The following is a 24,333-nucleotide window of genomic DNA, read 5'->3' on the forward strand; positions in this document are numbered from 1 at the left end:
ATTCACACGCATTGATTCTCTGATAGCGAGTGGCTCACCAAACGGGGTCCTACCACCGTGACCGATTGCGGCCACGGTGGCGGACAGTGCCAGGAATGACGATCCCGGCACGCCGGCCATTCCCTTGGACGTGAGCATCAGTACCAGGACGGCAGTGATCTGTTCACCGAGTGTCAGGTCCACGCCGAGTGCCTGAGCCAGAAACAGCATGCAGATCGACAGGTACAGCGTGGCGCCGTCGAGATTGAACGAGTAGCCGGTAGGCACCACCAATCCTGTTGTAGTGCGCGAGCATCCGGCGTTGGTGAGCTTGACCATGATTCGGGGCAGAACTACTTCGGTCGACGCCGTTCCCAACGCGAGGAAGAGTTCGTCCTTGATGTACTTGACGAACTTCCACAGATTCACGCCCGCGAAGTACCTGACTATCGCCGCCAGGATGAGGATGAACAGGACGGCCGCGAGATAGCATGCGGCGATCAGCTTTCCGTAACTTCCGAGCGAAGCGATCCCGTACTGGCCGACGATGTACGCCATCGCGCCCAAAGCGCCCAACGGCGCCAGTCTCATGATCCAGCCGATGATCGTGAAGAACAGATGACTCAGACGATCGACTAGTTCGAACACGATCGGTGGTCCACTCTCGCCTGCCTTGGCCAAGGCGAGCCCGAACAGTACGGCGAAGAAGAGGACTTGGAGGAGTGCGTTCTCGGCGAAGGCCGAAACTATCGACACCGGAATGATATTGAGCAGGAATTCGACGGTGTGGGGAAGCTCGCCGCTTCCAGTCTTGGCGGCCACGGCGTCCGCACCGTTCGCCAGCGTCTCCGGATCGATGTTGAATCCCGCACCCGGCTTCATCAGATTTCCGATGAGCAGCCCGAACAACAGGGCAAAGGTGGTCACGACCTCGAAGTAGATGAGTGCTTTGACGCCGATACGCCCCACCGCTTTCAGATCCCCGACGTGGGCGATCCCGATCACGACGGTGCAGAAGATGATTGGCGCGATCAGCATTTTGATCAGCTTGATGAAGCCGTCGGCGAGGGGTTTGAGATTCGCGCCGAATTCCGGCCACAACCAGCCGATGAGAACACCGATGACGATAGCGGCGATCAATTGCACGAACAGTGATCGGTACCAGGGCGGCTTGTTGGCGAGTCGCGCGAGCTCGCTGTTCGGCAGTTTTACGGAAGTTGGCATGGATGGGAACGGTAGGTCTGCTTGATTGCGAAAAAATAACTCGCGAATGTCGTGGATGTAACGCGTCGAGGTTGCATCTCGGACAACAATTCGGTCAACAAGCGACAGTTGTGTGTGACTGTGGTTATTGTTTCCCTGAGCGGTGATCTTCCGTCCGCGTGCATGCACGACGTGTGAGAGGGGCTGTCATGGGGCAAATTATCGGAACCATCATTTTCGGCGCAGTCATCGGAATCCTGGCTCGTCTCGTACTGCCAGGTAAGCAGCAGTACGGCATGATCATCACCGTCGTCCTCGGTGTCGCCGGAGCGCTTATCGGGTACTGGGTCTGGGGAGCGATCTCGGACAAGGGCGACACGGGTGGAATCGACTGGATCCGCTGGATCATCAGCATCGCCGCGGCGGCCGTGCTCTCGATCGGCTACAGCGCCGTCACTGGCAAGAAATAGCAAGCCAACGCGATTCGCGAAGTGCGCCCTCCCGAAGTTCGGGAGGGCGCACTTTTGGTTTGCCCTAGTTGTCCGACCCCAGTTGTGAGCGAACGGCACTCTCGTCGCCTCAGATGCGCCGAAAGGCGCGTTCGCTCAGGGGAGGGTCGCCGTAAATTCAGAGCGCTCGTCGCTGAAGATGCAGCGCCTCGAGGAACTGCGCCGGCAGATCCTGCTCGAGGATTTCGTCATCGGGATGCGGTAGCGCTTTGATTTTCGCGAACTCGTCGTTGAGGCGTTCCATCTTGACGTCCAGGCGATGTGCCGCGGCAGCAGCCTCGGTGAGTTCGTCGAGGAGCTCGACAGGAACCTCGCGGTTGTACTTGTAATAGATCTTGTGCTCTAGGCTCGCCCAGAAATCCATCGCGATGGTGCGGATCTGAAGTTCGATCGGTACGTGCCGGACGCGGTCACTCATGAAAACCGGGACCTCGACGATCAGGTGCAAGCTCTTGTAGCCGTTGGGTTTCGGATCGGCGATGTAGTCCTCTCGCTCGATCACCCGAAGGTCCGTCTGACTGGTGAGCATCTCGGCGATCCGGTACGTGTCGGAAATGAAGCTGCACGTGATGCGTACGCCGGCAATATCGAAGATGTTCTTCGAGATGTCGTCGATCGTGAGCGGGATGTTCAGTCGTTGAGCCTTACGCAGGATGCTGTCCGGCGACTTGACCCGTGACGTCACGTGTTCGATGGGGCTGTACTGATTGATGTGAGTGAACTCGTCCTTGAGAATGTTCACCTTGGTCATCAGTTCGGAGATTCCGAATTGGTACAACATCATGAAGCGGGAGAACTCGGTCCGCAGATCGGCGAAATCGGCTCTGCTGACCCCACTGCTGTCTTCCACGTTCGGCACCCTCATCTGTTAGCTGGTGTAACCAGTCTGCCACCGATTGTGCCGTGTCCGGTTTCAGTGGGTGCGCAGTGCGGCGAGCGTCATATCCCGCAGGACGCGACGTGCGCGTGCCGGCGAAGCTGGGTTGGCGCTGTGAGGGGTCGAGTTGATCAGACCGAAAGTGGCGTGCGCTTTGATGCGGGCATCCGCCTGGTCGAGCTGGGGATCGAGTTGCTCGAGGACTCCGACCCACACCTCGACGTACTTGCGCTGCGTTTGGCGCACCTGTCGACGCGCGTCGGCCGGCAGGCTTTCGAGGTCGCGGTCCTGGATGCGGATCAGGTCCGGCTCGCCGAGCGCGAAGTCGAGGTGGAACTCCACCAGTGCGTCGAGAGCGGCGCTCGGTGAGTCCGCTGCCTCCGCTGCCGCAGAACCGCCTTCGTGTAGGCGCGTGCTGATGCCGACGAGAAGTTCCACGAGGACGGCATCCTTGTTGGGGAAATGCCGGTACACGGCCGGGCCGCTGATACCGACGGCCGCCCCGAGGTCTTCGAGTCGCACACTCACGAATCCGCGTTCGGCGATCAACCGTGCGGCGGCATCCAAGAGCTGACGACGACGGTCGGCCTTCATCTGATCGCGTCGCGTCGGAGCTGCTACCTGCTCAGAGGTCATTCTCTCGATCTTTCTTCGCTTGTGTTCTGGACAACTCAGTTAATCATAGTTAATCTAGTTTCAGTTATCGAGCATTAACTCATGGCGAAGGCGGCGGGATGACTCCCAGTGGAATCACGCAAGGATCGGGCTACCGGTCCGATCACACCGTTCTGGTGGACGAACTGAAGAAGAAACTGGCGCAAGCAGCGCTGGGTGGCAACGAGCGCTCTCGCGAGCGCCACGTGAGCAGAGGGAAACTGCTGCCGCGAGATCGCGTCGACTCGCTGCTCGACCAGGGCAGCCCGTTCCTCGAGTTGTCGCCGCTGGCGGCCAACGGCCTGTACGACGACGAGTGCCCCGGCGCCGGCGTCATCACCGGTATCGGCCGTGTGTCGGGCCGGGAGTGCGTCATCGTTGCCAACGACGCGACGGTCAAGGGCGGCACGTACTACCCGATGACGGTGAAGAAGCACCTGCGCGCGCAGGAAGTTGCGCTGCAGAACAACCTTCCATGCATCTACCTCGTCGACTCCGGCGGCGCCTTCCTGCCGCGCCAGGACGAGGTCTTCCCGGACCGTGAGCACTTCGGCCGGATCTTCTACAACCAGGCGACCATGAGCGCCAAGGGGATTCCCCAGATCGCCGCAGTTCTCGGTTCGTGCACCGCGGGCGGCGCTTACGTGCCCGCGATGAGCGACGAAGCAGTGATCGTCCGCAACCAGGGCACCATCTTCCTCGGCGGCCCGCCGCTGGTGAAGGCAGCCACCGGTGAGATCGTGACGGCAGAAGAGCTCGGCGGCGGCGACCTGCACTCCAAGGTTTCCGGCGTCACCGACCACCTGGCCGAGGATGACCGCGACGCACTTCGTATCGTGCGCAACATCATTGCCACGCTCGGCCCCCGCTCCGAGCGCCCGTGGGACGTCATCTCCACGGTTCCGCCCGTCGCCGATCAGAGCGAGCTGTACGACGTCGTCCCGACCGATCCCCGTACTCCGTACGACGTGCACGAGGTGATCACCAAGCTCGTCGACGGTGGCGCGTTCCAGGAGTTCAAGGCTGAATACGGCAAGACGCTCGTCACCGGTTTCGCCCACATCGAGGGCCACCCGGTCGGCATCATCGCCAACAACGGCGTTCTCTTCGGCGAATCCGCCATGAAGGGAGCACATTTCATCGAACTGTGCGACAAGCGCAGTGTGCCGCTGCTGTTCCTGCAGAACATCGCGGGCTTCATGGTGGGACGCGACTACGAGGCCGGCGGCATCGCCAAGCACGGCGCCAAGATGGTCACGGCAGTTGCGTGTGCACGCGTCCCCAAGCTGACAGTTGTCATCGGCGGCTCGTACGGCGCCGGCAACTATTCCATGTGTGGACGCGCGTATTCGCCTCGCTTCCTGTGGATGTGGCCGAACGCGCGCATCTCGGTCATGGGCGGCGAGCAGGCAGCTTCGGTGCTCTCGACGGTTCGTAGCGAGCAGCTCGACAGCGCGGGCAATCCGTGGTCGGCCGAGGACGAAGAGTCCTTCAAGGCGCCGATCCGTGAGCAGTACGAGGCTCAGGGCAATCCGTACTACTCCACTGCGCGGCTGTGGGATGACGGTGTCATCGATCCCGCAGATACCAGAACTGTTCTCGGCCTGGCCCTTTCGGTGTGCGCAAACGCACCGATCGAGCCGGTCTCCTACGGCGTCTTCCGGATGTGAGCGAAATGACTGAGTTGCGCACTATCGATACTGTTCTCGTGGCCAACCGCGGTGAGATCGCGGTTCGCGTGATCCGCACGTTGCGTGAGTTGGGAATTCGCAGCGTCGCCGTCTACAGCGACGCCGACGCGAATGCTCGCCATGTCCGCGAGGCCGACACTGCCGTCAACATCGGACCGGCCGCGGCGCGTGAAAGCTACCTCGTCATCGACAAGGTCATCGACGCTGCCAAGTCCACCGGTGCTCAGGGCATTCACCCCGGTTACGGCTTCCTGTCGGAGAACTCGGCGTTCTCGGCTGCCTGCGCGGCCGCCGGAATCGCCTTCCTCGGCCCCTCCGAGCGGGCCATCGAGGTGATGGGCGACAAGATCACCGCGAAGAACGCGGTTGCCGCGTTCGACGTGCCGGTGGTCCCGGGTATCGCTCGCCCGAATCTGACCGACGAAGAACTGATCGCAGCGGCCGAGGACATCGGCTACCCGGTGTTGGTCAAGCCTTCGGCAGGCGGCGGTGGCAAGGGAATGCGTCTGGTCGAGGATCCGGCCAATCTGGCCGAGGCTCTTCGCAGTGCCCGCCGTGAGGCCGCGTCGTCGTTCGGCGACGACACCCTGTTCCTCGAGCGATTCGTCCTGCGGCCCCGGCACATCGAGGTCCAGATTCTCGCCGACCAGCACGGCAACGTCGTTCACCTCGGTGAGCGCGAATGCAGCCTGCAGCGGCGTCACCAGAAGGTCATCGAAGAGGCTCCGTCACCGCTGCTCGATCAGGTGACCCGCGACCGGATCGGCGCGGCAGCCTGCAACACCGCTCGAAGCGTCGATTACACCGGCGCCGGCACTGTCGAGTTCATCGTCTCCGCCGACAAGCCGGACGAGTTCTTCTTCATGGAGATGAACACCCGCCTGCAGGTCGAGCACCCCGTCACCGAAATGGTGACCGGACTGGATCTGGTCGAATGGCAGGTTCGTGTGGCAGCAGGGGAGAAGTTGGCCTTCTCCCAGAGCGACATCACACTGACCGGGCACGCTATCGAAGCTCGTGTGTACGCGGAGGATCCGGGCCGTGGGTTCCTGCCGACCGGCGGCCGCGTCGTCGATCTGGTCGAGCCGTCAGGTTCCGGCGTGCGCGTCGATTCCGGACTGCTCGCGGGCACCGTCGTCGGCAGTGACTACGACCCGATGCTCAGCAAAGTCATCGCCCATGCTCCCGACCGCGCAGGCGCACTGCGCAAGCTCGATCGCGCACTCGGTGACACCGCAGTGCTCGGAGTCGTGACCAACATCGAGTTCGCACGATTCCTCCTCGCTGATCCGGATGTGATCGCGGGCAACCTCGACACCGGTCTGCTCGATCGTCGCGTCGAAGACTTCGTCGCGGCCGACGCCTCCGACGAGGTTCTCATTGCTGCCGCGGCGTATCGCTGGCTCTTGCGATGGACAACTTCGGAATCCGTTGATCCCTGGGACGTCCCGAGTGGATGGCGCGTCGGAACTCCCGCTCCGACCAGCATCAGGCTCGCCGCCGGCACCCGAACGTCGCACGTTGCGATCGTCGGCGTTCCCGCGGATGCAAAGGTCGAGGTCGAAGGTTCACAGCCGCGCGCATTCAGCGCGACCCTGACGGGATCCGAACTGGCGGTGGTGATCGACGGACGTCGACGCACGTTTGTCGTCGCCCAGACCGATGGTGGTCTGTGGCTGGCAGGCGGCGGAACCTGGCACGTGCGCGAGGTTGCCGAAGTCAGCGTTCGCGGTGAGGACAAGCATGCCGGTGACGCCGAAATCGCCAGCCCCATGCCCGGTGCCGTCATCGCAGTCAACGTCGAGAACGGCGCGGCAGTGAGCGCGGGACAACCACTCGTCGTGGTCGAGGCCATGAAGATGGAGCACTCCTTGACGTCCCCGATCGACGGGATCGTGGAAGTGCTTGTCCGTCAGGGCGATCAGGTGATGGTGGATCAGGTTCTGGCCCGCGTGGTACCTGTCGCGGACGAAGAGACTGCAGAAGTAAAGACCGAGAACACGACGCAGAAGGAAGACGCCTGATGTCCGATTACCTTGCCACCGGAGCGCTTCCGGACGAATACCAGCAGCTCGCCAAGACGGTTGCGGATTTCGCGAAGACCGTAGTGGCACCGGTTGCTGCCGAGCACGACGCCAACCACACCTTCCCGTACGAGGTAGTGGCCGGGATGGCCGACATGGGACTGTTCGGCCTGCCGTTTCCCGAGGAGTACGGCGGAATGGGCGGCGACTACTTCGCACTCTGCCTGGCGCTCGAAGAGCTGGGCAAGGTCGACCAGAGCGTCGCGATCACTCTCGAAGCTGGTGTGTCCCTTGGTGCCATGCCGATCTACCGTTTCGGTAACGAGGCACAGAAGCAGGAGTGGCTTCCGCAGCTCACCAGCGGCAAGTCGTTGGCTGCCTTCGGCCTGACCGAACCCGGTGCGGGTAGCGACGCCGGCGGCACCAAGACCACCGCGAAGTTCGACAGCGGTGAGTGGATCATCAACGGCAACAAGCAGTTCATCACCAACTCGGGCACCGACATCACCAAGCTCGTGACGGTCACCGCGGTCACGGGTGTCAAGGACGGCGGCAAGAAGGAGATCTCGACGATCCTCGTGCCGACCACGACGCCCGGCTTCACGGCCGAACCGGCGTACAACAAAGTCGGTTGGAACGCATCGGACACCCATCCGCTCACGTTCGCCGATGTTCGTGTCCCCGAAGAGAATCTGCTCGGTGAGCGTGGCCGCGGCTACGCGAACTTCCTGCGCATCCTCGATGAAGGCCGAATCGCTATTTCGGCGCTGAGCGTCGGTGCCGCCCAGGGCTGCGTCGACGAGTCGATCAAGTACGCGAAGGAGCGCGAGGCGTTCGGTCGGCCCATCGGACACAACCAGGCGATCGCGTTCAAGATCGCGCGCATGGAGGCTCGCGCCCACGTGGCCCGCACCGCGTACTACGACGCGGCCGCACTCATGTTGTCGGGCAAGCCGTTCAAGAAGCAGGCGTCCATCGCCAAGCTCATCTCCTCCGAAGCTGCCATGGACAACGCCCGCGACGCCACCCAGATCCACGGCGGATACGGCTTCATGAACGAGTACGCCGTCGCGCGCCACTACCGTGACAGCAAGATCCTCGAAATCGGTGAGGGAACCACCGAGGTGCAGTTGATGCTCATCGCCCGTGAGGCAGGGTTGTGACGAACCCCAAGAAGATCACTCAGCGCGGACTCTGGTTCGAGGAGTTCGAGGTCGGCGCGATCTACGAGCATCGCCCAGGCCGAACGGTGACCGAGGCTGACAACGTACTGTTCACGACTCTGACGATGAACACGCAGGCGCTGCATCTTGATGCTGCGTACAGCGAAGGCACTCAATTCGGTGTGCGGCTGGTCAATTCGATGTTCACCCTGTCGACCATCGTCGGCCTCTCGGTCGCGCAGTTGACGCAGGGCACCATCGTCGCGAACCTCGGTTTCTCCGAGATCAGCTTCCCGAAGCCGCTCTTTCACGGGGACACCCTGTACGCCGAGACGCTCATCGCGGACAAGCGTGAGTCGAAGAGCCGTCCGGGCGAAGGCATCGTGACGCTCGTGCACACCGGGCGCAATCAGCACGGCGATGTCGTCGCACTTGCCACGCGCAAGACGTTGGTGCAGCTCCGCCCGGCCGAGGTGTCCTCATGACGTGGACGCCACCGGGGCCGGCCTGGTTGTTCTGCCCGGCGGATCGTCCCGAGCGCTACGCGAAGGCGGCCGCCGTTGCCGACGTCGTGATCCTCGATCTCGAAGACGGGGTGGCTCCGGCCGACAAAGAAGCCGCACGTGCAGCCCTGATCGACACTCCTCTCGATCCGGACCGGACGATTGTGCGCGTCAATCCGGTCGGTACGCCTGATCACGAACTCGATCTGATCGCGCTGGACGGCACACACTATTCGCGTCTCATGCTGTCCAAGTGCGAATCGGCTGAGGACGTCCTCTCGCTCGCACCGGCGGATGTGGTTGCACTCGTCGAGTCCCCGCGAGGAGCCCTCGCCGTGGCCGACATCGCGCTTGCTGCGAACGCCATCGGTGTCATGTGGGGAGCCGAGGATCTTGTGGCCGGTCTCGGCGGTAATTCGAGCAGGCACCCGAACGGTTCGTACCGCGACGTTGCCAAGCACGTCCGATCGACGTCTCTCCTGGCTGCGAAGAGCTACGGCCGGTTGGCTGTCGATTCCGTGTATCTCGACATCAAGGACCTCGTCGGCCTGGGCGTCGAGTCCGCTGATGCTGTCGCAGTCGGCTTCGACGTGAAGGTTGCGATCCACCCGAGTCAGGTCGAGGTCATCCGTGGTGCCTTCGCACCTTCGGAAAAAGAGATCGACTGGGCCACACGAGTGCTTGCCGCGGTGTCTACTGAACGTGGTGTGTTCGCGTTCGAGGGCAAGATGGTCGACGCTCCCGTTCTTCGTCACGCCGAGAAGCTTCTTCACCGAGCCGGAATCTTTCAGCAGAAGGAGAACTAACGGATGAGCAAAGTCGTGAATACGGCAGCTGAGGCAGTTGCCGACATCGCGAGCGGATCCAGGCTCGCAGTGGGCGGCTTCGGGCTGTGCGGTATTCCCGACGCACTGATCGCGGCGATCGCCGACGGCGACGCCACCGATCTCGAGGTGTTCTCCAACAACTGCGGTGTCGACGACTACGGTCTCGGCATTCTGCTCGGCGCGCACCGGATCGCCAGGGTGACGGCGTCGTACGTGGGGGAGAACAAGGAGTTCGCCCGCCAGTATCTCGCCGGTGAGCTCGAAGTGGAGTTGACGCCGCAGGGGACGCTGGCCGAGCGGCTGCGAGCAGGCGGTACCGGCATCCCGGCGTTCTACACTCCGGCCGGCGTCGGCACACCGATCGCCGAGGGCGGCTTGCCGTGGCGATACAACCCGGACGGTTCGATCGCCGTGGCGTCGCCACCGAAGGCGACGGCAGTGTTCGGTGGCCGCACGTATGTATTGGAAGAGGCGATCACCGCTGACTTCGCGCTCGTGCACGCGGACTACGGCGACACCGAAGGAAATCTCGTCTTCAACAAGACGGCGATGAACTTCAACCCGCTTGCTGCCATGGCCGGCCGGATCACCATCGCGCAGGTGGAGAACCTCGTCGAGCCGGGCGACATCGACCCCGCACACGTGCACCTACCTGGTGTGTTCGTCGCGCGGGTCGTGCACACAGGCCCACAGGAGAAGCGGATCGAGAAGCGGACCGTCTCAGGAGGTACCAAGTGAGCAGCGCAGAGGAAACTCGTATCGGTTGGACCCGCCACGAGATGGCCGCTCGCGCTGCTGCCGAGATGCGGCCGGGTGAGTACGTCAACCTCGGTATCGGCCTGCCGACGCTGATCCCCAGTTACTTGCCCGAGGGTGTCAAGGTGGTCCTGCACAGCGAGAACGGCATCCTCGGTACCGGACCGTATCCGGCCGATGATCAGGTCGATGCCGACCTCATCAATGCAGGTAAAGAAACCGTCACTGTCAATCCTGGTGCCGCGTTCTTCGACTCGGCCCTCTCGTTCGGGATGATCCGCGGCGGCCACATCGACACCGCGGTGCTCGGCGGGATGCAGGTGTCGAAGACGGGTGACCTCGCCAACTGGATGGTCCCCGGCAAGATGGTCAAGGGCATGGGCGGGGCGATGGACCTGGTCCACGGTGCCCGCCGCGTCATCGTCGTGATGGAGCACACCGATCGCGACGGAAACCCCAAGATCGTCGAGGCGTGCACCCTGCCGCTTACCGGGCAGGGCGTCGTCCACCGGATCATCACCGACCTGGCAGTGCTGGACGTCACCGCGGAGGGGCTGGAGCTTGTGGAGTTGGCTCCGGGTGTCAGTCGCGAACACCTGCAGAGTGTGACGGGTGTAACCGTGTCTTGAGAGCCGCGAAGTCCTCGGACTCGAAACGCGCCGATCAATGATCGGCGCGTTTTCGCGTCTGGATGTCGGAGGTCAGAGCTACCCTGTGGTGAAGTGGACAATTCCGGCAATTGTTTCGACCTTCTTGTCTCGACCTGTGGGGATGGGAGTCCGAATGGAGCGGGTAGATTGTTCAAGTCGGCGCAATCGAGAATCGGCGACTTTCTGGCACGGTTCGACGGTGCTGCACTCTCGAACATTGTCGACGAGAACGGATCGAAGGGGGATGAAGTCAGGACGTCGGGAGTTCCCGGACATGGGGGCGAATCCGGAGCGTCGTGACGGGGGCGGCTGTAACAATCCGTAGCGAGGAACTCGATATGTCGGTGTGGCTTTGTCGTGCCTTTGACACATCAGAGACAATGGGTGGTTCTGGCTCGCGGCAGGTTGGCGAGATCGGTAGTCGCGTGAACCGGACGTTCGATTCACGCGGGTGCGCAATGGTGTGGAAGAGAGGCTGTGGGCGTGAATTCGCTGGGTAACGGAGAACTGGGGAGCGGCAAGCCGGAGGTCGGCAGCTCGCCGGAAGACGTTCAGCGATCAGGCGCATTCCCACTCTCGGCTGCGCAGCTCGGCATGTGGTTCGCTCAGCACCTTGATCCGAGTGTGCCAGTCAACATTGCACAGTACGTCGAACTCCGTGGACCGCTTCAATTGGAGGTGCTCCGCGAAGCAACTGCGACTGCCGGACTCGAGATCGGATCGGCATTCGTTCGCATCTTCGAGGTGAACGCTCAACCGTTCCAGCAGGTGGATCCGAACCTCGAGGCTCCGCTCGGCTTCGTCGACGTCCGGGGCGAGCCGGATCCGCTCGAGGCCGCGATGCGTTGGATGCGCACCGATCGCAGTCGACCCATCGACATGCTGACCGATCGGTTGATCGCGGCGACCGTCGTCCAACTCGGCGACGACCGATTCTTTTGGTACACACGTGTCCACCACACGATTCTCGACGGGCTCGGTGCATCGACCTTCGTCAACAGAGTTGCGGAACTGTATTCAGCACTTGTCGCGAATACAGAGCCGGTACCCAGCCAAGCATCCGACCTCCGCAAGGTCTACGACGCGGAGATCAAGTATCGGAATTCGAGCCGTTTCGAGGCCGACCGAGAGTATTGGGCCGAGCGCATTGCCGGGCTCGGCGAAACGACCAGCCTGGCCGGTCGATCGGCTCCGCCGGCCCCTCGCAGTCGAATCGAGTCAGCTGCTCTCAGCCACCAGGTCGGGCAGCGGCTCACCGATTTTCTCGAACGTGAAGAGGTCACGGTCGCGAGCGCGGTGATCGCGGCCTTCGGCGCATACCTCGCACAGATGACCGGTAGCGAGCGTGTTGCACTGAGTCTGCCTGTTTCGGGCCGTACGACCGCCGTACTTCGGCGATCGGGCGGAATGGTCTCCAACGTCGTTCCGCTGCGATTCGACATATCGCCGTCGACAACGGTCAAAGGATTGCTCAGCTCGGTTGCTACAGAGGTATCCGGCGCACTCCGTCATCAGTTGTATCGCCACGAGGACATGATTCGGGACGGCGAATTCGTTCCGGGCCAGGGCGCTTTCTTCGGGCCTTGGGTCAACATCATGCTGTTCTCGTCGGAACTGCAGTTCGGCCCGATGGTCGGTGAACTGCATATCTTGTCGACCGGACTCATCGAAGATCTCGGTGTCAACATCTACCGAAGCGTCGGAGACTCGCGTACGCACATCGACTTCGAGTCGAATCCCAACCTCTACACTCCGCATCAGGCGCAGCAGAATCACCTACGGTTCATCGATTTCTTCGAAAAGTTCGTATCCGCGCCGTCGTACCAGCGGGTGTGGGACATCCCGGTCGCCACTGAAGACGAACGGCGACAGATCGCCGGCTGGAACGAGACGCAGTCCCTAGTGCCGGCACGAACGTTGATCCAGGAATTCGATCGTCAGGTTTCCGAGACACCCGACGCCACGGCGTTGGTGTATGAGGGTGCGACATTGACGTACGCGGAGTTCGATGCGCGCGTAAACCGGCTTGCCAGGAAACTCATCACGATGGGTGTTGGTCCCGAATCTCTTGTCGGGCTTTCGATTCGACGCTCGTTCGACCTGATCATCGGAATGTACGCCATCGTCAAAGCCGGTGGCGCCTGGGTTCCGGTCGACCCTGATCATCCGGCAGATCGAACCGCCTACATTCTCGAATCCGCCCGCCCGGTCTGTGTGCTGACGACGGCACGTGACGCGGTCGACTTCCCGGTCGGCACGACTTTCCTCGAGATCGATGTCGTAGATCTGAGTCTGCTGGGCGACAGGCCCGTCAGAGATCATGAGCGTCTGGCGCCGGTACGGGCGGACAACACCGCCTACGTGATATACACGTCAGGATCGACCGGGCGACCTAAGGGTGTCGCGGTCACCCACGCTGCCATCAACAACCAGTTGCAGTGGATGAATACCGAGTACGAACTCGGTGCGAACGACGTTTATCTGCAGAAGACTGCAACGACCTTCGACGTGTCGCTATGGGGGTTCTTCATGCCGTTGCATGTCGGCGCCTCGATGGTGATAGCGACCCCTGACGGTCACCGTGATCCGATGTACGTGGCCGACAAGATCGTCGAACATGGCGTGACCATAACGGATTTCGTTCCGTCAATGCTCACTTTGTTCACTTCGAATGCACCTGCGGGTTCGTGTGACTCCCTCAGGCACGTCTTTGTGATCGGCGAAGCGCTCCCGCCTGAAACCGCTTCGGCGTTTCGCGATCTGTCCAGCGCAGGGCTGCACAACCTGTATGGACCGACAGAGGCGGCAGTGTCGGTCACCTACTACGAAAGTGGTAGCCAGGACACTGTTTCGGTTCCGATCGGTATCCCCGAGTGGAACACCCAGGCTCACGTCCTCGACGCACATCTGCATCCGACTCCGATCGGGCAGCCCGGAGAGTTGTATCTTTCGGGAATTCAGTTGGCGCGGGGATACGTCGGTCGTCCGGACATCACCTCCGACAGATTTGTGGCCGCACCTTTCGGTGAACCCGGCGAAAGAATGTATCGCACTGGCGATTTGGTCCGTTGGCGTGAGGACGGCAATCTCGACTACATCGGGCGCACCGACTTTCAGGTGAAGTTCCGCGGGCAACGGATCGAATTGGGTGAGATCGAGACGGTTCTGCTGGCTCACCCCGGCGTCACGCAGGCAGTTGTACTCGTTGTCGGCACGCCGACGGGAGATCAGTTGGTCGGATACCTGGTGGCCGTCCCGGGGACCGCTGTCGTTCAGTCCGACCTCATGGAATTCGCGGGCCTGTCCCTTCCGTCGTACATGGTTCCCGCCTCGCTCATGATTCTCGACGCTCTGCCTCTCAATACGAGCGGCAAACTGGACCGAGCAGCGTTGCCCGATCCGGTCTTCGCGAGCGCGAAGGAGTATCGGGCGCCGCGAACGGAAACCGAACGCATTGTTGCCGCGGTGTTCGCGGAGGTCCTCGAGGTGGAAGAAGTCGGTATCGACGACGACTTCTTCGATCTCGGCGGAAATTCCTTGGTGGCAACCAAACTCGTCACGCGAGTGGGAACGCTTCTGGATGTGCAGATGGGGGTGCGGGATCTCTTCGAATCGTCGACGGTGACCGCCCTCGCAGCACGCGCGGAGGCATCGGTGGGAAAGACCCGCGCGGCGCCGGCACTCGTGGCCGGAGAACGCCCGGATGTTCTCCCGCTGTCACTTGCACAGCGACGCATGTGGTTTCTCAATCGATTCGATTCCGATTCGGGCACGTACAACCTTCCGTTTTCCGTTCGTCTGTCCGGATCGGTCAGCGTTGCAGCACTGGAACACACCTTTGCGGACCTGATCAGCCGTCACGAGTCATTGCGCACGATCTACCCGGAAATCAGCGGAGACGCACAGCAAATCGTCTTGCCGGCTGAGCAGGTTCTCCGCGACCTCGAACTTGCCCCGGTTCAGGTCACCGAATCAGGATTGACGGGATACCTGTACGAATTTGCTCGTCGCGGATTCGACGTGACTCGCGAGGTCCCCTTCCGGGTCGCACTCGTATCTGTCGGAACCGAAGATCACGTCCTCGTGATGGTGTTGCATCACATTGCGGCAGATGGACTTTCGTTCGGTCCTCTCGCCCGCGACATCATGGTTGCCTACACAGCCCGGGTAGACGGGACGACACCGGTGTTGCCTCCGATGGAGGTGCAGTACGCCGACTACGCGCTGTGGCAACGCGAGGTCCTCGGCTCCGAAGACGATTCGAACTCGGAAGTGTCGCGCCAGATTCAGTTCTGGAAGGAAACGCTGACAGGCACGCCTGAACAGTTGGAGTTGCCGACGGACCGGCCGCGGCCTGCTGTTGCGAGCTATCGAGGTGCCAAGCACCGGTTCGTCGTGGAAGCGGATACCTACCGCAAACTCGTCGATCTCGGCCGCTCAGTCAACGCGTCCCCGTACATGGTCACGCAGGCGGCATTCACGATTCTGATGAGCAGACTCAGCGGCTCGTCGGACATCGCCATCGGTTCACCGATCGCGGGGCGCGGTCACAAATCGCTCGACACTGTTATCGGGATGTTCGTCAATACCTTGGTCTTGCGTACCGAGGTCAACGCCGCCGAGTCGTTCGCGGCCTTCCTGACACGGGTACGCGACGTGGATCTGAGTGCTTTTGCGCATTCGGGTGTTCCGTTCGAGCGCTTGGTCGAGGTGCTCAATCCGGCCCGTTCCCAGACGCGCCACCCCATCATTCAAGTTGTGCTGAGTACCGAGGTGTCCGGTCCGCGAGAGCTGGATTTTGCCGGGATCAGCGCTGTCGCAACTGAACTCGACATTCCCATCGCCAAATTCGATCTGCAGTTGACGCTGTCGGAAACATTCGTCTCCCCGGATGTGCATGGCGATACCCACGCCGTGTTCGAATATGCGACAGACCTTTTCGACGCATCGACCGTCGAACGGTTCGCGGAACGCTTCCTGCGAATCCTGGATCAGGTTGTCGCCGACCCGGCTGTCCGCATTGGAGACGTGGAGATCCTCGACGCCGTCGAACGCCGGACTCTGACGGCAATTCGGGGTGCCGCCCCGGCCTCGGGGACACTGGCCTCGATTCTGGAAAGCGCGGCGGCCCAGGCGCCTGACGCTGTTGCATTGCGGTTCCGCGGTGATTCGGTGACATACCGTGAGCTGGACGCGCGATCGTCGCAACTTGCACGTCTGATGATCGCCGAGGGGATCGGGACGGAAGATCGAGTGGCGATCGCTATCGCGCGTTCGGTCGAATCGGTGGTCGGGTGGTGGGCGGTCGCCAAGACCGGTGCTGCCTTTGTCCCGGTGGATCCTGCCTATCCCTCCGAGCGCATCGTCCACATGGTGACCGACGTGAACGCAACCGTTGGTCTGACAGTTGAATCGGTTGCCGACGATCTGCCGGCCGTGGTCGCCTGGTGGGCGATCGACAGTGCCGGTGTGCGTGAGCGTTTGGACGAGCTCACGGATACACCGATCCTGGAATGCGATCGCATTCGCGAATTGCGTCCGCTGAACGCCGCGTACGTGATTTACACCTCGGGAACCACAGGTCTTCCGAAGGGGGTCGTCGTTCCCAACTCGGGAGTTGCGAACTTCTGCGAGGTCCAGATCGAGCGGTACGGACTCGACTCCGACACCAGAGCTCTTCACTTCGCATCGCCGAGCTTCGACGCGTCGGTCCTGGAGTTGTTGTTGGCCTTCGGTGCCGGATCGACCATGGTTGTAGTGCCGCCCGATATCTACGGCGGCGTCGAACTCGCAAATCTGATCCGCGACGAGAGGGTCACGCACGCCTTCGTCACCCCGTCTGCGTTGGCCTCGGTCGACCCGACCGGGCTGAAAGATTTCCGAGTGGTCATAGCGGGCGGGGAAGCGGTTCCCGCGGAGTTGGTGTCTCGGTGGGCCGAAGGACGCGCGTTCCACAATGGATACGGCCCCACCGAGACGACCATTATGTCGAACATCAGTGCCCCGTTGACGATTCGCGATCGAGTTACCATCGGTGGCCCGGTGCGTGGAATGTCGGCGTTGGTACTCGATGCGAGTCTCGAGCCCGTTCCGGTGGGTGTGACGGGTGAGCTCTATCTTTCGGGTGCTCAGGTATCGAGGGGTTATCACGCGAACCCGGGTCTCACGGCCGGCCGTTTCGTCGCGGACCCGTTCAGCAGCACCGCAGGGCGTATGTATCGCACCGGAGACGTCGTGCGTTGGACCAGGGATCTCGATATCGAGTATGTCGGTCGAAGCGACTCGCAGGTCAAGATTCGCGGTTTCCGCATCGAACTGGGCGAAGTGGAAACTGTGCTCGCGCGCGCCGAGGGCGTCGCGCAGGCCGTGGCTGTCGTCCGGTCGGACGAACGATTCGGCGCCAGACTGGTCGCCTACGTGGTGCCTGTCAGTGGAGCAGTTCTGTCGGCCGAAAACGTCCTCGCATCGGCGGCAGAATTCCTCACCGGTTACATGGTCCCCGATGCAGTGGTCGTCATCGATTCGTTGCCGTTGACGGTGAACGGCAAACTTGATCGAAATGCGTTGCCGGATCCGGTATTCGAGGAGCGTGAGTTTCGGGCGCCGACGACCGTCGTCGAGCAGATCGTCTCCCGGGTGTTCTCCGACGTCCTCGGACTCGATCAGGTCGGCCTCGACGACGACTTCTTCGAACTCGGCGGAAACTCGCTGATCGCGACGCAGGTTGCGGCTAGGTTGGGCGACGCGCTCAACGCGACTGTTGCGGTTCGTGTTCTTTTCGAAGCGTCGACAGTCGAAGCACTCGCCTCGCGCGTCGAATCACATGTGGACGGTGGATCACGCACACCGCTGGCGGCGGGGAAGCGTCCTGAAAGTGTTCCGCTGTCATTGGCTCAGCAGCGCATGTGGTTCCTGAATCGTTTCGATCCGGATTCGGCCGCGTACAACATCACCTTCGGGTTGCGGTTGGTCGGCGCGCTCGACACTGCGGCCCTCGCCGCAGCAGCCGTCGACGTGGTTGATCGACATGAGGTGTTGCGCACCATATATCCGGAGATCAACGGCGCACCAAATCAAGTCGTCTGCACGTCCGAAGAAGTCCAGATCGCATTGGTCCCGATTGGGATCGACCGAGCTGATGTCAACACTGCAGTCTCGGCGGTCGGCTCGCGTGGATTCGATCTGACACGTGAGTTCCCGATCCGCATGGAGCTGCTCCAGATCGCCGACAACGAGCACGTGCTCGCGATCTCGGTCCACCATATTTCGGCCGACGGATGGTCCCTGGGGCCGCTCGCGCGTGACGTGATGACTGCCTATGTGTCACGCAGTTCGGGTGACGCACCCGGCTGGGAGCCGCTCGAGGCGCAGTACGCCGATTACGCGTTGTGGCAACGAGACCTGCTTGGTTCGGCGGATGACGCTGGTTCTCTGATGTCCGATCAGATCGAATTCTGGAAGCAGACGTTGACCGGAGCGCCGGATCAACTGGAACTACCCCTCGATCACCCCCGCCCGCCTGCGCAGTCCTTCCGCGGCGCTCGCACTCGCTTCGAGATTCCCGGCGACGTACGTCGAGCGCTCGATGCCCTTGCACGTGAGCACAATGCAACGCTGTTCATGGTCATGCATTCAGCCCTGGCGATTCTCTGCTCGCGGCTGAGCGGCTCCCGCGACGTCGTCTTGGGCACGCCGGTGGCAGGGCGCGGTGAACGTGTACTCGACGACATGGTCGGAATGTTCGTGAACACACTGGTGCTCCGGACCGCCGTGGATCCGGAAATTTCGTTCGCGGATCTCCTCGATCGCTCGTCTCAGATGTCGCTCGATGCATTCGCCCACGCGGATGTGCCGTTCGAGACTCTCGTCGACGCTCTCAACCCGGATCGAACCCAATCTCGACATCCGATCTTTCAGGTTGTTCTCTCGTTCCAGAACCTGGCGCATACCAGCTTCGAGCTGCCTGGACTCGAGGTAGAGACCACTGAGATCGACACGGCAACAGCAAAGTTCGATCTGGAGTTGGCTCTGTCGGAGATCGGCGACGGTCACAGTAACGGAATGCTGGCCGAGTTCACGTACGCCACCGACTTGTTCGACGCGCAGTCGATCGAAGCGTTTGCCGAACGATTCGTGCGAATCCTGCACCAGGTGGTTGCCGACCCGAAACGCACGATCGGCGACGTCGAGATACTGTCCTCCGACGAGCGTCGCTCGCTCACGAGCGTGCGTGGCGGTGCGGAGGTTTCCGGCACCTTGGCCGAAATCCTCTCGCGCGCGGCTTCGGTCGACGCGGACGCGATCGCCGTGCGATTCGATGGCCGATCGCTCACGTACGGAGAACTCGACGATCGTTCCTCTCGCATTGCGCGAATTCTGATCGAAGACGGAGTCGGTCCGGAAGACCGGGTCGTTGTTGCCATCGCACGTTCTGTCGAGTCGGTTGTCGCCTGGTGGGGAATCGCGAAGTCGGGTGCCGCTTTTGTTCCCGTGGATCCGGCGTACCCGTCGGAGCGCATCGTGCACATGGTTCGCGATTCCGGTGCCGTTCTCGGGTTGTCGACCGCTGCCAGCATCGGCTCGCTCCCGGCGGAGCTTTCCTGGGTCGCCATCGACGATCCGACCGTTTCCGCGCGCTGCGCGCGTGTTTCGGGTGCCCCCGTGTCTAATTCCGAACGGATTCGTCCGCTCGATCACCGTCACCCCGCTTACGTCATCTACACCTCCGGAACTACCGGCTTGCCCAAGGGCGTGACGATCCAGAACGCCGGTGTCGCCAATTTTGCGGCAGTTCAGATCGAACGCTTCGGTCTTACTGCTGACGCCGTGACCCTGCATTTCGCATCCCCCAGTTTTGATGCTTCGGTACTCGAATTGCTGATGGCGTTCGGGGCCGGATCTCGGATGGTCGTCGTTTCGCCTTCCGTGTACGGCGGCGCCGAGTTGGCGAGCATCCTTCGCGCCGAGAACGTCACACACGCTTTTGTGACACCCGCTGCGTTGGCGTCCGTCGATCCGATCGGGCTCGACGAACTTCGCGTCGTGGTTGTCGGTGGCGAGGCATGCTCACCGTCGTTGATCGCGGCATGGGCGCTCGAACTCCCCGACGGCCGCCGACGCGAATTCTTCAATGCTTACGGTCCCACCGAAGCCACGGTGGCGACGAACATCAGCACGGCCCTGACATCCGAGGACAGCGTCACTATCGGCGGTCCGGTCGACGGCCTGGCCGCGTACGTGTTCGACCAGCGTCTGCAACCTGTCCCTGTCGGAGTCGTGGGAGAGCTCTACGTCTCGGGAATCCAAATCGCACGTGGGTATCTCGATCAGTTCGGTCTCACCGCAACAAGATTCGTAGCAAATCCCTACGGCACTCCAGGTGAGAGGATGTACCGGACGGGTGACGTCGTCCGCTGGACGGATGATCGCGGTATCGAGTACGTGGGCCGTGGGGACTCACAGGTCAAGGTACGTGGATACCGAATCGAACTCGGTGAGATCGAGGCGGTCCTTCTGCGTGACTCCACGGTCTCGCAGGTGGTCGTGCGGGTGGTCGCGGACGATGTGCACGGTACCCGTCTGGTGGCGTACGTCGTGGCCGCGAGTGGCAGCGTCGTCGACCCTGACCGCGTGATCGATTCGGCGTCGGAATTCCTCGCCAAGTACATGCTTCCCGATATTGTCGTCGTACTCGACGCGATTCCGCTCACCACCGCCGGCAAGACCGACTTCGGTCGCCTGCCGATCCCGGAACTCCGTACTCGTGCGTTCCGTGCGCCGATCGATCCTGTCGAGCAGGCTGTCGCGCAGGTATTCGCGGATGTGCTGGGAGTACCACGTGTCGGCCTCGATGACGATTTCTTCGAACTGGGTGGAAACTCATTGATCGCCACTCGGGTTGCGGCGAGACTGGGCGAAGCCCTCGATACGTCGGTCCCCGTGAGAATCATGTTCGAAGCGTCCACGGTCGGTGCACTCGCGGAACGATTGGAATCGACGGTCGGGGACGGTGCGCGGCATGCACTCGTTCGGCAGGATCGACCTGATCGAATTCCGCTTTCACTTGCGCAGCAACGAATGTGGTTCCTCAATCGATTCGAACCCGAATCGACTGTCGACAACATTCCGCTGGCGCTTCGGATGAGCGGCTCGCTCGATGTGGATGCCTTGAGGCTCGCGATCTTCGACGTGGTCGATCGACACGAAGTTCTCCGGACGGTCTATCCGTCGCTCGACGGTGTGGGATTTCAGCGGATCACCTCGGGCGAAGACGAAACGCTCGAGTGGACCGTCGTCGAATCGTCATCTGCGGAGGTTTCGCAGGTGCTCACGGATTTCTTCTCCCGAGGGTTCGATCTGGTATCAGAGATTCCCTTCAGAGCCCGACTTCTCCGGGTGAGTGAGTCCGAGTGGATTTTGGCTGTAGCCATGCATCACATCGCGGCGGACGGCTTCTCGATGGGGCCGCTGGTCAGAGACGTGATGACTGCGTATGTGGCGCGATCACGGGGCACTGCCGCGGACTGGGCTCCGCTGGACATTCAGTATGCCGATTACGCCCTCTGGCAGCGCGCGGTTCTCGGCTCGGAGGACGACGCTGCGTCGCTGATGTCGCAACAGGTCGAGTACTGGCGGTCAAACTTGGCGGATCTGCCGGAGTTGCTCGAGCTTCCACTCGACCGTCCACGTCCTGCGGTTGCCTCCAACCGAGGTGCAGATTACCTGTCCACAATTCCGGCTGATGTGCACGGACAATTGAATCATATTGCAACGGAGAATAATTCGTCTCTGTTCATGGTCGTGCACGCGACTCTGGCTGTTGTTCTCTCACGACTGTCGGGTACCGGCGATCTTGCTGTGGGAACTCCGGTCGCAGGTCGAGGATCGCAGGTGCTCGACGATCTGGTCGGAATGTTCGTGAATACTCTCGTCCTGCGTTCGAAGGTCGATTCCGGTGCCACTTTCGCTGAATTGCTGGCCGAAATCCGCGAGACCGATCTCGGCGCCTTCGGTCACGCCGATGTGCCGTTCGAACGATTGGTGGAAATTCTCAACCCGGCTCGTTCCCAAGCTCGTTCGCCGCTTTTCCAGGTGATGTTGGCGTTCCAGAACATCGGAAGTAACGAGTTGGTTCTTCCGGGTGTATCGGTGGCTCCGGTAGAAATAGATCTGGAGTCGGCCAAGTTCGATCTGCAGCTGACTGTCACGGAACCTGCGGACCATACGGCCGGCGGTCTGTCGTTGACGTGGAACTATGCAACCGACTTGTTCGACGAGAGCACGATCGCTTCGTTCGCAGCGCGCTTCCGACAGGTCGTGGATCAGGTTGTTCAGGATTCCGGGGTCGTTGTCGGCGATCTCGAGCTGCTCTCGGCCACGGAGAAAGAACACATCGTCGATTGGACGAGCGGCGCGCCGGCGCCGGCCCGTTCGGCATCGTTGATCTCCGAGTTCGCTGCGGTGGTGGCGACTCGTCCGGACGCGTCTGCCGTGCTGTCGCGCGAGACCACGGTGACCTATGCCGAACTCGACGCCAAAAGCTCGGTCCTCGCCCACAAAATCATCGAATCCGGTGTACGGCCGGACGATGTCGTGGCGATAGTCCTCCCGCGCTCGATCGATTGGATTGTCGCGATGGTGGCGGTCTGGAAGGCCGGTGCCGCGTACGCGCCGGTTGATCCTGCCTATCCCGACGACCGCATCGAGATGATCCTGGAGGACACGGCAGCACGAACAGCGATCGTCGTAAACGAGCGGACACTGCCGGTTCCGTCGATTCGAGTGGATCGGATCGAACACACACCGGAGGAGTCTGTCCCGTCGTTGGAGGACCCGTGGAGTGCGCCCACATCCCTGGCGCACCTGGGCTATGTGATCTCCACGTCTGGTTCGACCGGCCGGCCGAAACCCACGATGGTGCCGATGGCCGGTATCGAGAACACCGTCCGTTGGTACCGCGGACAGGTGCCGCTCGGTGCCGGAATGCTCATAGCTTCCGCACCCGGATTCGACTTGACGCAGAAGAACGTGTGGGCAGCACTGAGTTCAGGTGCGGCAGTTCATCTGGCACCGGAAGGGTTCGAACCGGCCGAGGTGCTGGCAGCAGCGCAACCGGCCGACGTCCGGGTGGCAAACATGTCGCCGAGTGCATTCGAGGCATTGGTGGAGCACGATTCGGGTAGTGTCCTGACGGGCCTCGATGTCGTATTCCTCGGTGGAGAACCAATCAGGATGGATCGCATTGCGGCCCTGATGGATTCAGGAGTGTCCGTCGTCAACAGCTACGGTCCGACCGAGGCGTCAGACGTGGTGTCGTTCCAGATTGCGTCACGTGAGGACAGCGCCGGCGTGCCGATCGGCAGACCCGTCCCGGGAATCGATCTGTTCGTATTGGACGAACGACTCCATCCGGTCTCGGTGGGCGTGGCAGGCGAGTTGTACGTCGGGGGAGTAGGAGTCGGGCGCGGCTACGGTGGCCGGTTCGCCACCACTGCGGAGCGTTTCGTGGCGAATCCGAACGGACACAGTGGCGCCCGCATGTACCGCACCGGTGACCTGGCTCGGTGGAACAAGCACGGTGAACTCGAGTACGTCGGTCGAACCGACTTTCAGGTCAAGCTCCGGGGACAGCGAATCGAACTAGGCGAGATCGAGTCGGTGCTTTCGGCCCTCGATGCGGTTTCGGTGGCAATCGTGGTCCTGCATCACGACGACCTCCTCGGCGATCGACTGGTCGGGTACGTTGTCCCGGCACCGGGATTCGTCGTGGAAACCGCCGCAGTCAGGCGAGCTGCCGGGGAACGGTTGCCGGAGTACATGGTTCCGGCAAGCGTGATGGTGATCGACGCGGTGCCGCTCAATGCGAGTGGCAAGGTCGACCGGAAGGCGTTGCCATCTCCGATCTTCGAGGTTCGAGCGTTCCGCGCTCCGGAGTCGAGCGTCGAACAGACCGTGGCGCAGGTGTTCTCCGATGTACTCGGAGTGCCACAGGTGGGCTTGGACGACGATTTCTTCGAGCTCGGTGGAAACTCGTTGGTGGCAACACGCGTGTCTGCTCGTCTCGGGTCGACCTTGAATACGACGCTGGCCGTTCGCACCATCTTCGAAGCGTCGACGGTGGAGAGCCTTGCCGCTTCGCTCTCGTCACACATAGGCGACGCAACGCACGTGCCGTTGGTCGCGCAGGCGCGACCGGATCGTGTTCCGTTGTCTCTGGCGCAGCAGCGGATGTGGTTCCTGAACCGTTTCGACACCGATTCGGCAGCGAACAACATTCCGATGCCCGTCAGGTTGCACGGAGACCTCGATCTAGACGCGCTCGAATCGGCAGTCGGTGACGTCGTCGATCGTCACGAGATCCTTCGGACCATTTATCCCGAGGTCGACGGCACGGGGTATCAGCTCGTGCTGACGCCGGAGGAAGCACGCATTCACCTCGACGTCGAGTCGGTCGAGGTTGATCGTGTGGGGGGTGTGATTGCTGGGGTGGTGTCGGCG

12 protein-coding genes are annotated in these 24,333 nt (G+C 61.9%); 9 read left to right on the forward strand and 3 right to left on the reverse strand.

Features of this window, described 5'->3' with window-relative positions:
- Window positions 1-1,203, reverse strand: a 1,203-nt coding sequence (locus tag ACKAMS_RS32775) for a cation:dicarboxylate symporter family transporter (protein WP_408990061.1), incomplete at its 3' end; no start/stop codon positions are given.
- 188 nt (window positions 1,204-1,391) lie between these two features.
- On the opposite strand from ACKAMS_RS32775, the gene ACKAMS_RS32780 reads away from it, so the two are divergent.
- Window positions 1,392-1,652 carry a GlsB/YeaQ/YmgE family stress response membrane protein gene (locus ACKAMS_RS32780; RefSeq protein ID WP_021334317.1) on the forward strand — a complete coding sequence of 87 codons (261 nt, stop codon included), beginning with the start codon at window positions 1,392-1,394 and terminating at the stop codon, window positions 1,650-1,652.
- Window positions 1,653-1,809: 157 nt separating this feature from the next.
- On the opposite strand, the gene ACKAMS_RS32785 is transcribed toward ACKAMS_RS32780, so the two are convergent.
- Entirely contained in the window at window positions 1,810-2,556 is a 747-nt protein-coding gene (locus tag ACKAMS_RS32785) for a GTP pyrophosphokinase family protein (protein ID WP_020906876.1), read from the reverse strand.
- Between the two features lie 48 nt (window positions 2,557-2,604).
- Window positions 2,605-3,204 (reverse strand): TetR/AcrR family transcriptional regulator, encoded by a 600-nt coding sequence (locus ACKAMS_RS32790; protein ID WP_003941968.1) that lies wholly within the window; start codon window positions 3,202-3,204, stop codon window positions 2,605-2,607.
- Between the two features lie 98 nt (window positions 3,205-3,302).
- Here ACKAMS_RS32790 and ACKAMS_RS32795 point away from each other — a divergent pair, with 98 nt between their 5' ends.
- The 8 genes from ACKAMS_RS32795 to ACKAMS_RS32830 form a co-directional block, all read left to right on the forward strand.
- Window positions 3,303-4,892 carry a carboxyl transferase domain-containing protein gene (locus ACKAMS_RS32795; protein ID WP_021334316.1) on the forward strand — a complete coding sequence of 530 codons (1,590 nt, stop codon included), beginning with the start codon at window positions 3,303-3,305 and terminating at the stop codon, window positions 4,890-4,892.
- 5 nt (window positions 4,893-4,897) lie between these two features.
- Window positions 4,898-6,937, forward strand: a complete 2,040-nt coding sequence (locus tag ACKAMS_RS32800; RefSeq protein WP_408990062.1) for an acetyl-CoA carboxylase biotin carboxylase subunit — start codon at window positions 4,898-4,900, stop codon at window positions 6,935-6,937.
- Window positions 6,937-8,100, forward strand: a complete 1,164-nt coding sequence (locus tag ACKAMS_RS32805; protein ID WP_007730190.1) for an acyl-CoA dehydrogenase family protein — start codon at window positions 6,937-6,939, stop codon at window positions 8,098-8,100. The genes ACKAMS_RS32800 and ACKAMS_RS32805 overlap by 1 nt, the downstream gene beginning before the upstream one ends.
- Window positions 8,097-8,585: a MaoC family dehydratase gene (locus ACKAMS_RS32810; protein ID WP_020969025.1), complete on the forward strand. Its 489-nt coding sequence runs from the start codon at window positions 8,097-8,099 to the stop codon at window positions 8,583-8,585. The genes ACKAMS_RS32805 and ACKAMS_RS32810 overlap by 4 nt, the downstream gene beginning before the upstream one ends.
- Entirely contained in the window at window positions 8,582-9,409 is an 828-nt protein-coding gene (locus tag ACKAMS_RS32815) for a CoA ester lyase (RefSeq protein ID WP_020906880.1), read from the forward strand. The genes ACKAMS_RS32810 and ACKAMS_RS32815 overlap by 4 nt, the downstream gene beginning before the upstream one ends.
- A gap of 3 nt (window positions 9,410-9,412) precedes the next feature.
- Entirely contained in the window at window positions 9,413-10,168 is a 756-nt protein-coding gene (locus tag ACKAMS_RS32820; RefSeq protein ID WP_007730192.1) for a CoA transferase subunit A, read from the forward strand.
- Between the two features lie 41 nt (window positions 10,169-10,209).
- Window positions 10,210-10,815 (forward strand): 3-oxoacid CoA-transferase subunit B, encoded by a 606-nt coding sequence (locus tag ACKAMS_RS32825; RefSeq protein WP_197941213.1) that lies wholly within the window; start codon window positions 10,210-10,212, stop codon window positions 10,813-10,815.
- Between the two features lie 504 nt (window positions 10,816-11,319).
- Window positions 11,320-24,333 (forward strand): amino acid adenylation domain-containing protein (locus tag ACKAMS_RS32830; RefSeq protein WP_408990063.1); only part of this gene is annotated, 13,014 nt, incomplete at its 3' end.

Origin of the sequence: Rhodococcus sp. 5A-K4 (assembly GCF_046097995.1) — a bacterium.
GTDB lineage: Bacteria > Actinomycetota > Actinomycetes > Mycobacteriales > Mycobacteriaceae > Rhodococcus_F > Rhodococcus_F erythropolis.

Excerpts from the sequence above, each read along its gene's own strand:
- ACKAMS_RS32815 (WP_020906880.1), top strand. The coding sequence starts at position 8,582 with ATGACGTGGACGCCACCGGGGCCGGCCTGGTTGTTCTGCCCGGCGGAT.
- ACKAMS_RS32795 (WP_021334316.1), top strand. The coding sequence starts at position 3,303 with ATGACTCCCAGTGGAATCACGCAAGGATCGGGCTACCGGTCCGATCAC.
- ACKAMS_RS32825 (WP_197941213.1), top strand. The coding sequence starts at position 10,210 with ATGGCCGCTCGCGCTGCTGCCGAGATGCGGCCGGGTGAGTACGTCAAC.
- ACKAMS_RS32780 (WP_021334317.1), top strand. The coding sequence starts at position 1,392 with ATGGGGCAAATTATCGGAACCATCATTTTCGGCGCAGTCATCGGAATC.
- ACKAMS_RS32800 (WP_408990062.1), top strand. The coding sequence starts at position 4,898 with ATGACTGAGTTGCGCACTATCGATACTGTTCTCGTGGCCAACCGCGGT.
- ACKAMS_RS32820 (WP_007730192.1), top strand. The coding sequence starts at position 9,413 with ATGAGCAAAGTCGTGAATACGGCAGCTGAGGCAGTTGCCGACATCGCG.
- ACKAMS_RS32805 (WP_007730190.1), top strand. The coding sequence starts at position 6,937 with ATGTCCGATTACCTTGCCACCGGAGCGCTTCCGGACGAATACCAGCAG.
- ACKAMS_RS32790 (WP_003941968.1), bottom strand. The coding sequence starts at position 3,204 with ATGACCTCTGAGCAGGTAGCAGCTCCGACGCGACGCGATCAGATGAAG.
- ACKAMS_RS32785 (WP_020906876.1), bottom strand. The coding sequence starts at position 2,556 with ATGAGGGTGCCGAACGTGGAAGACAGCAGTGGGGTCAGCAGAGCCGAT.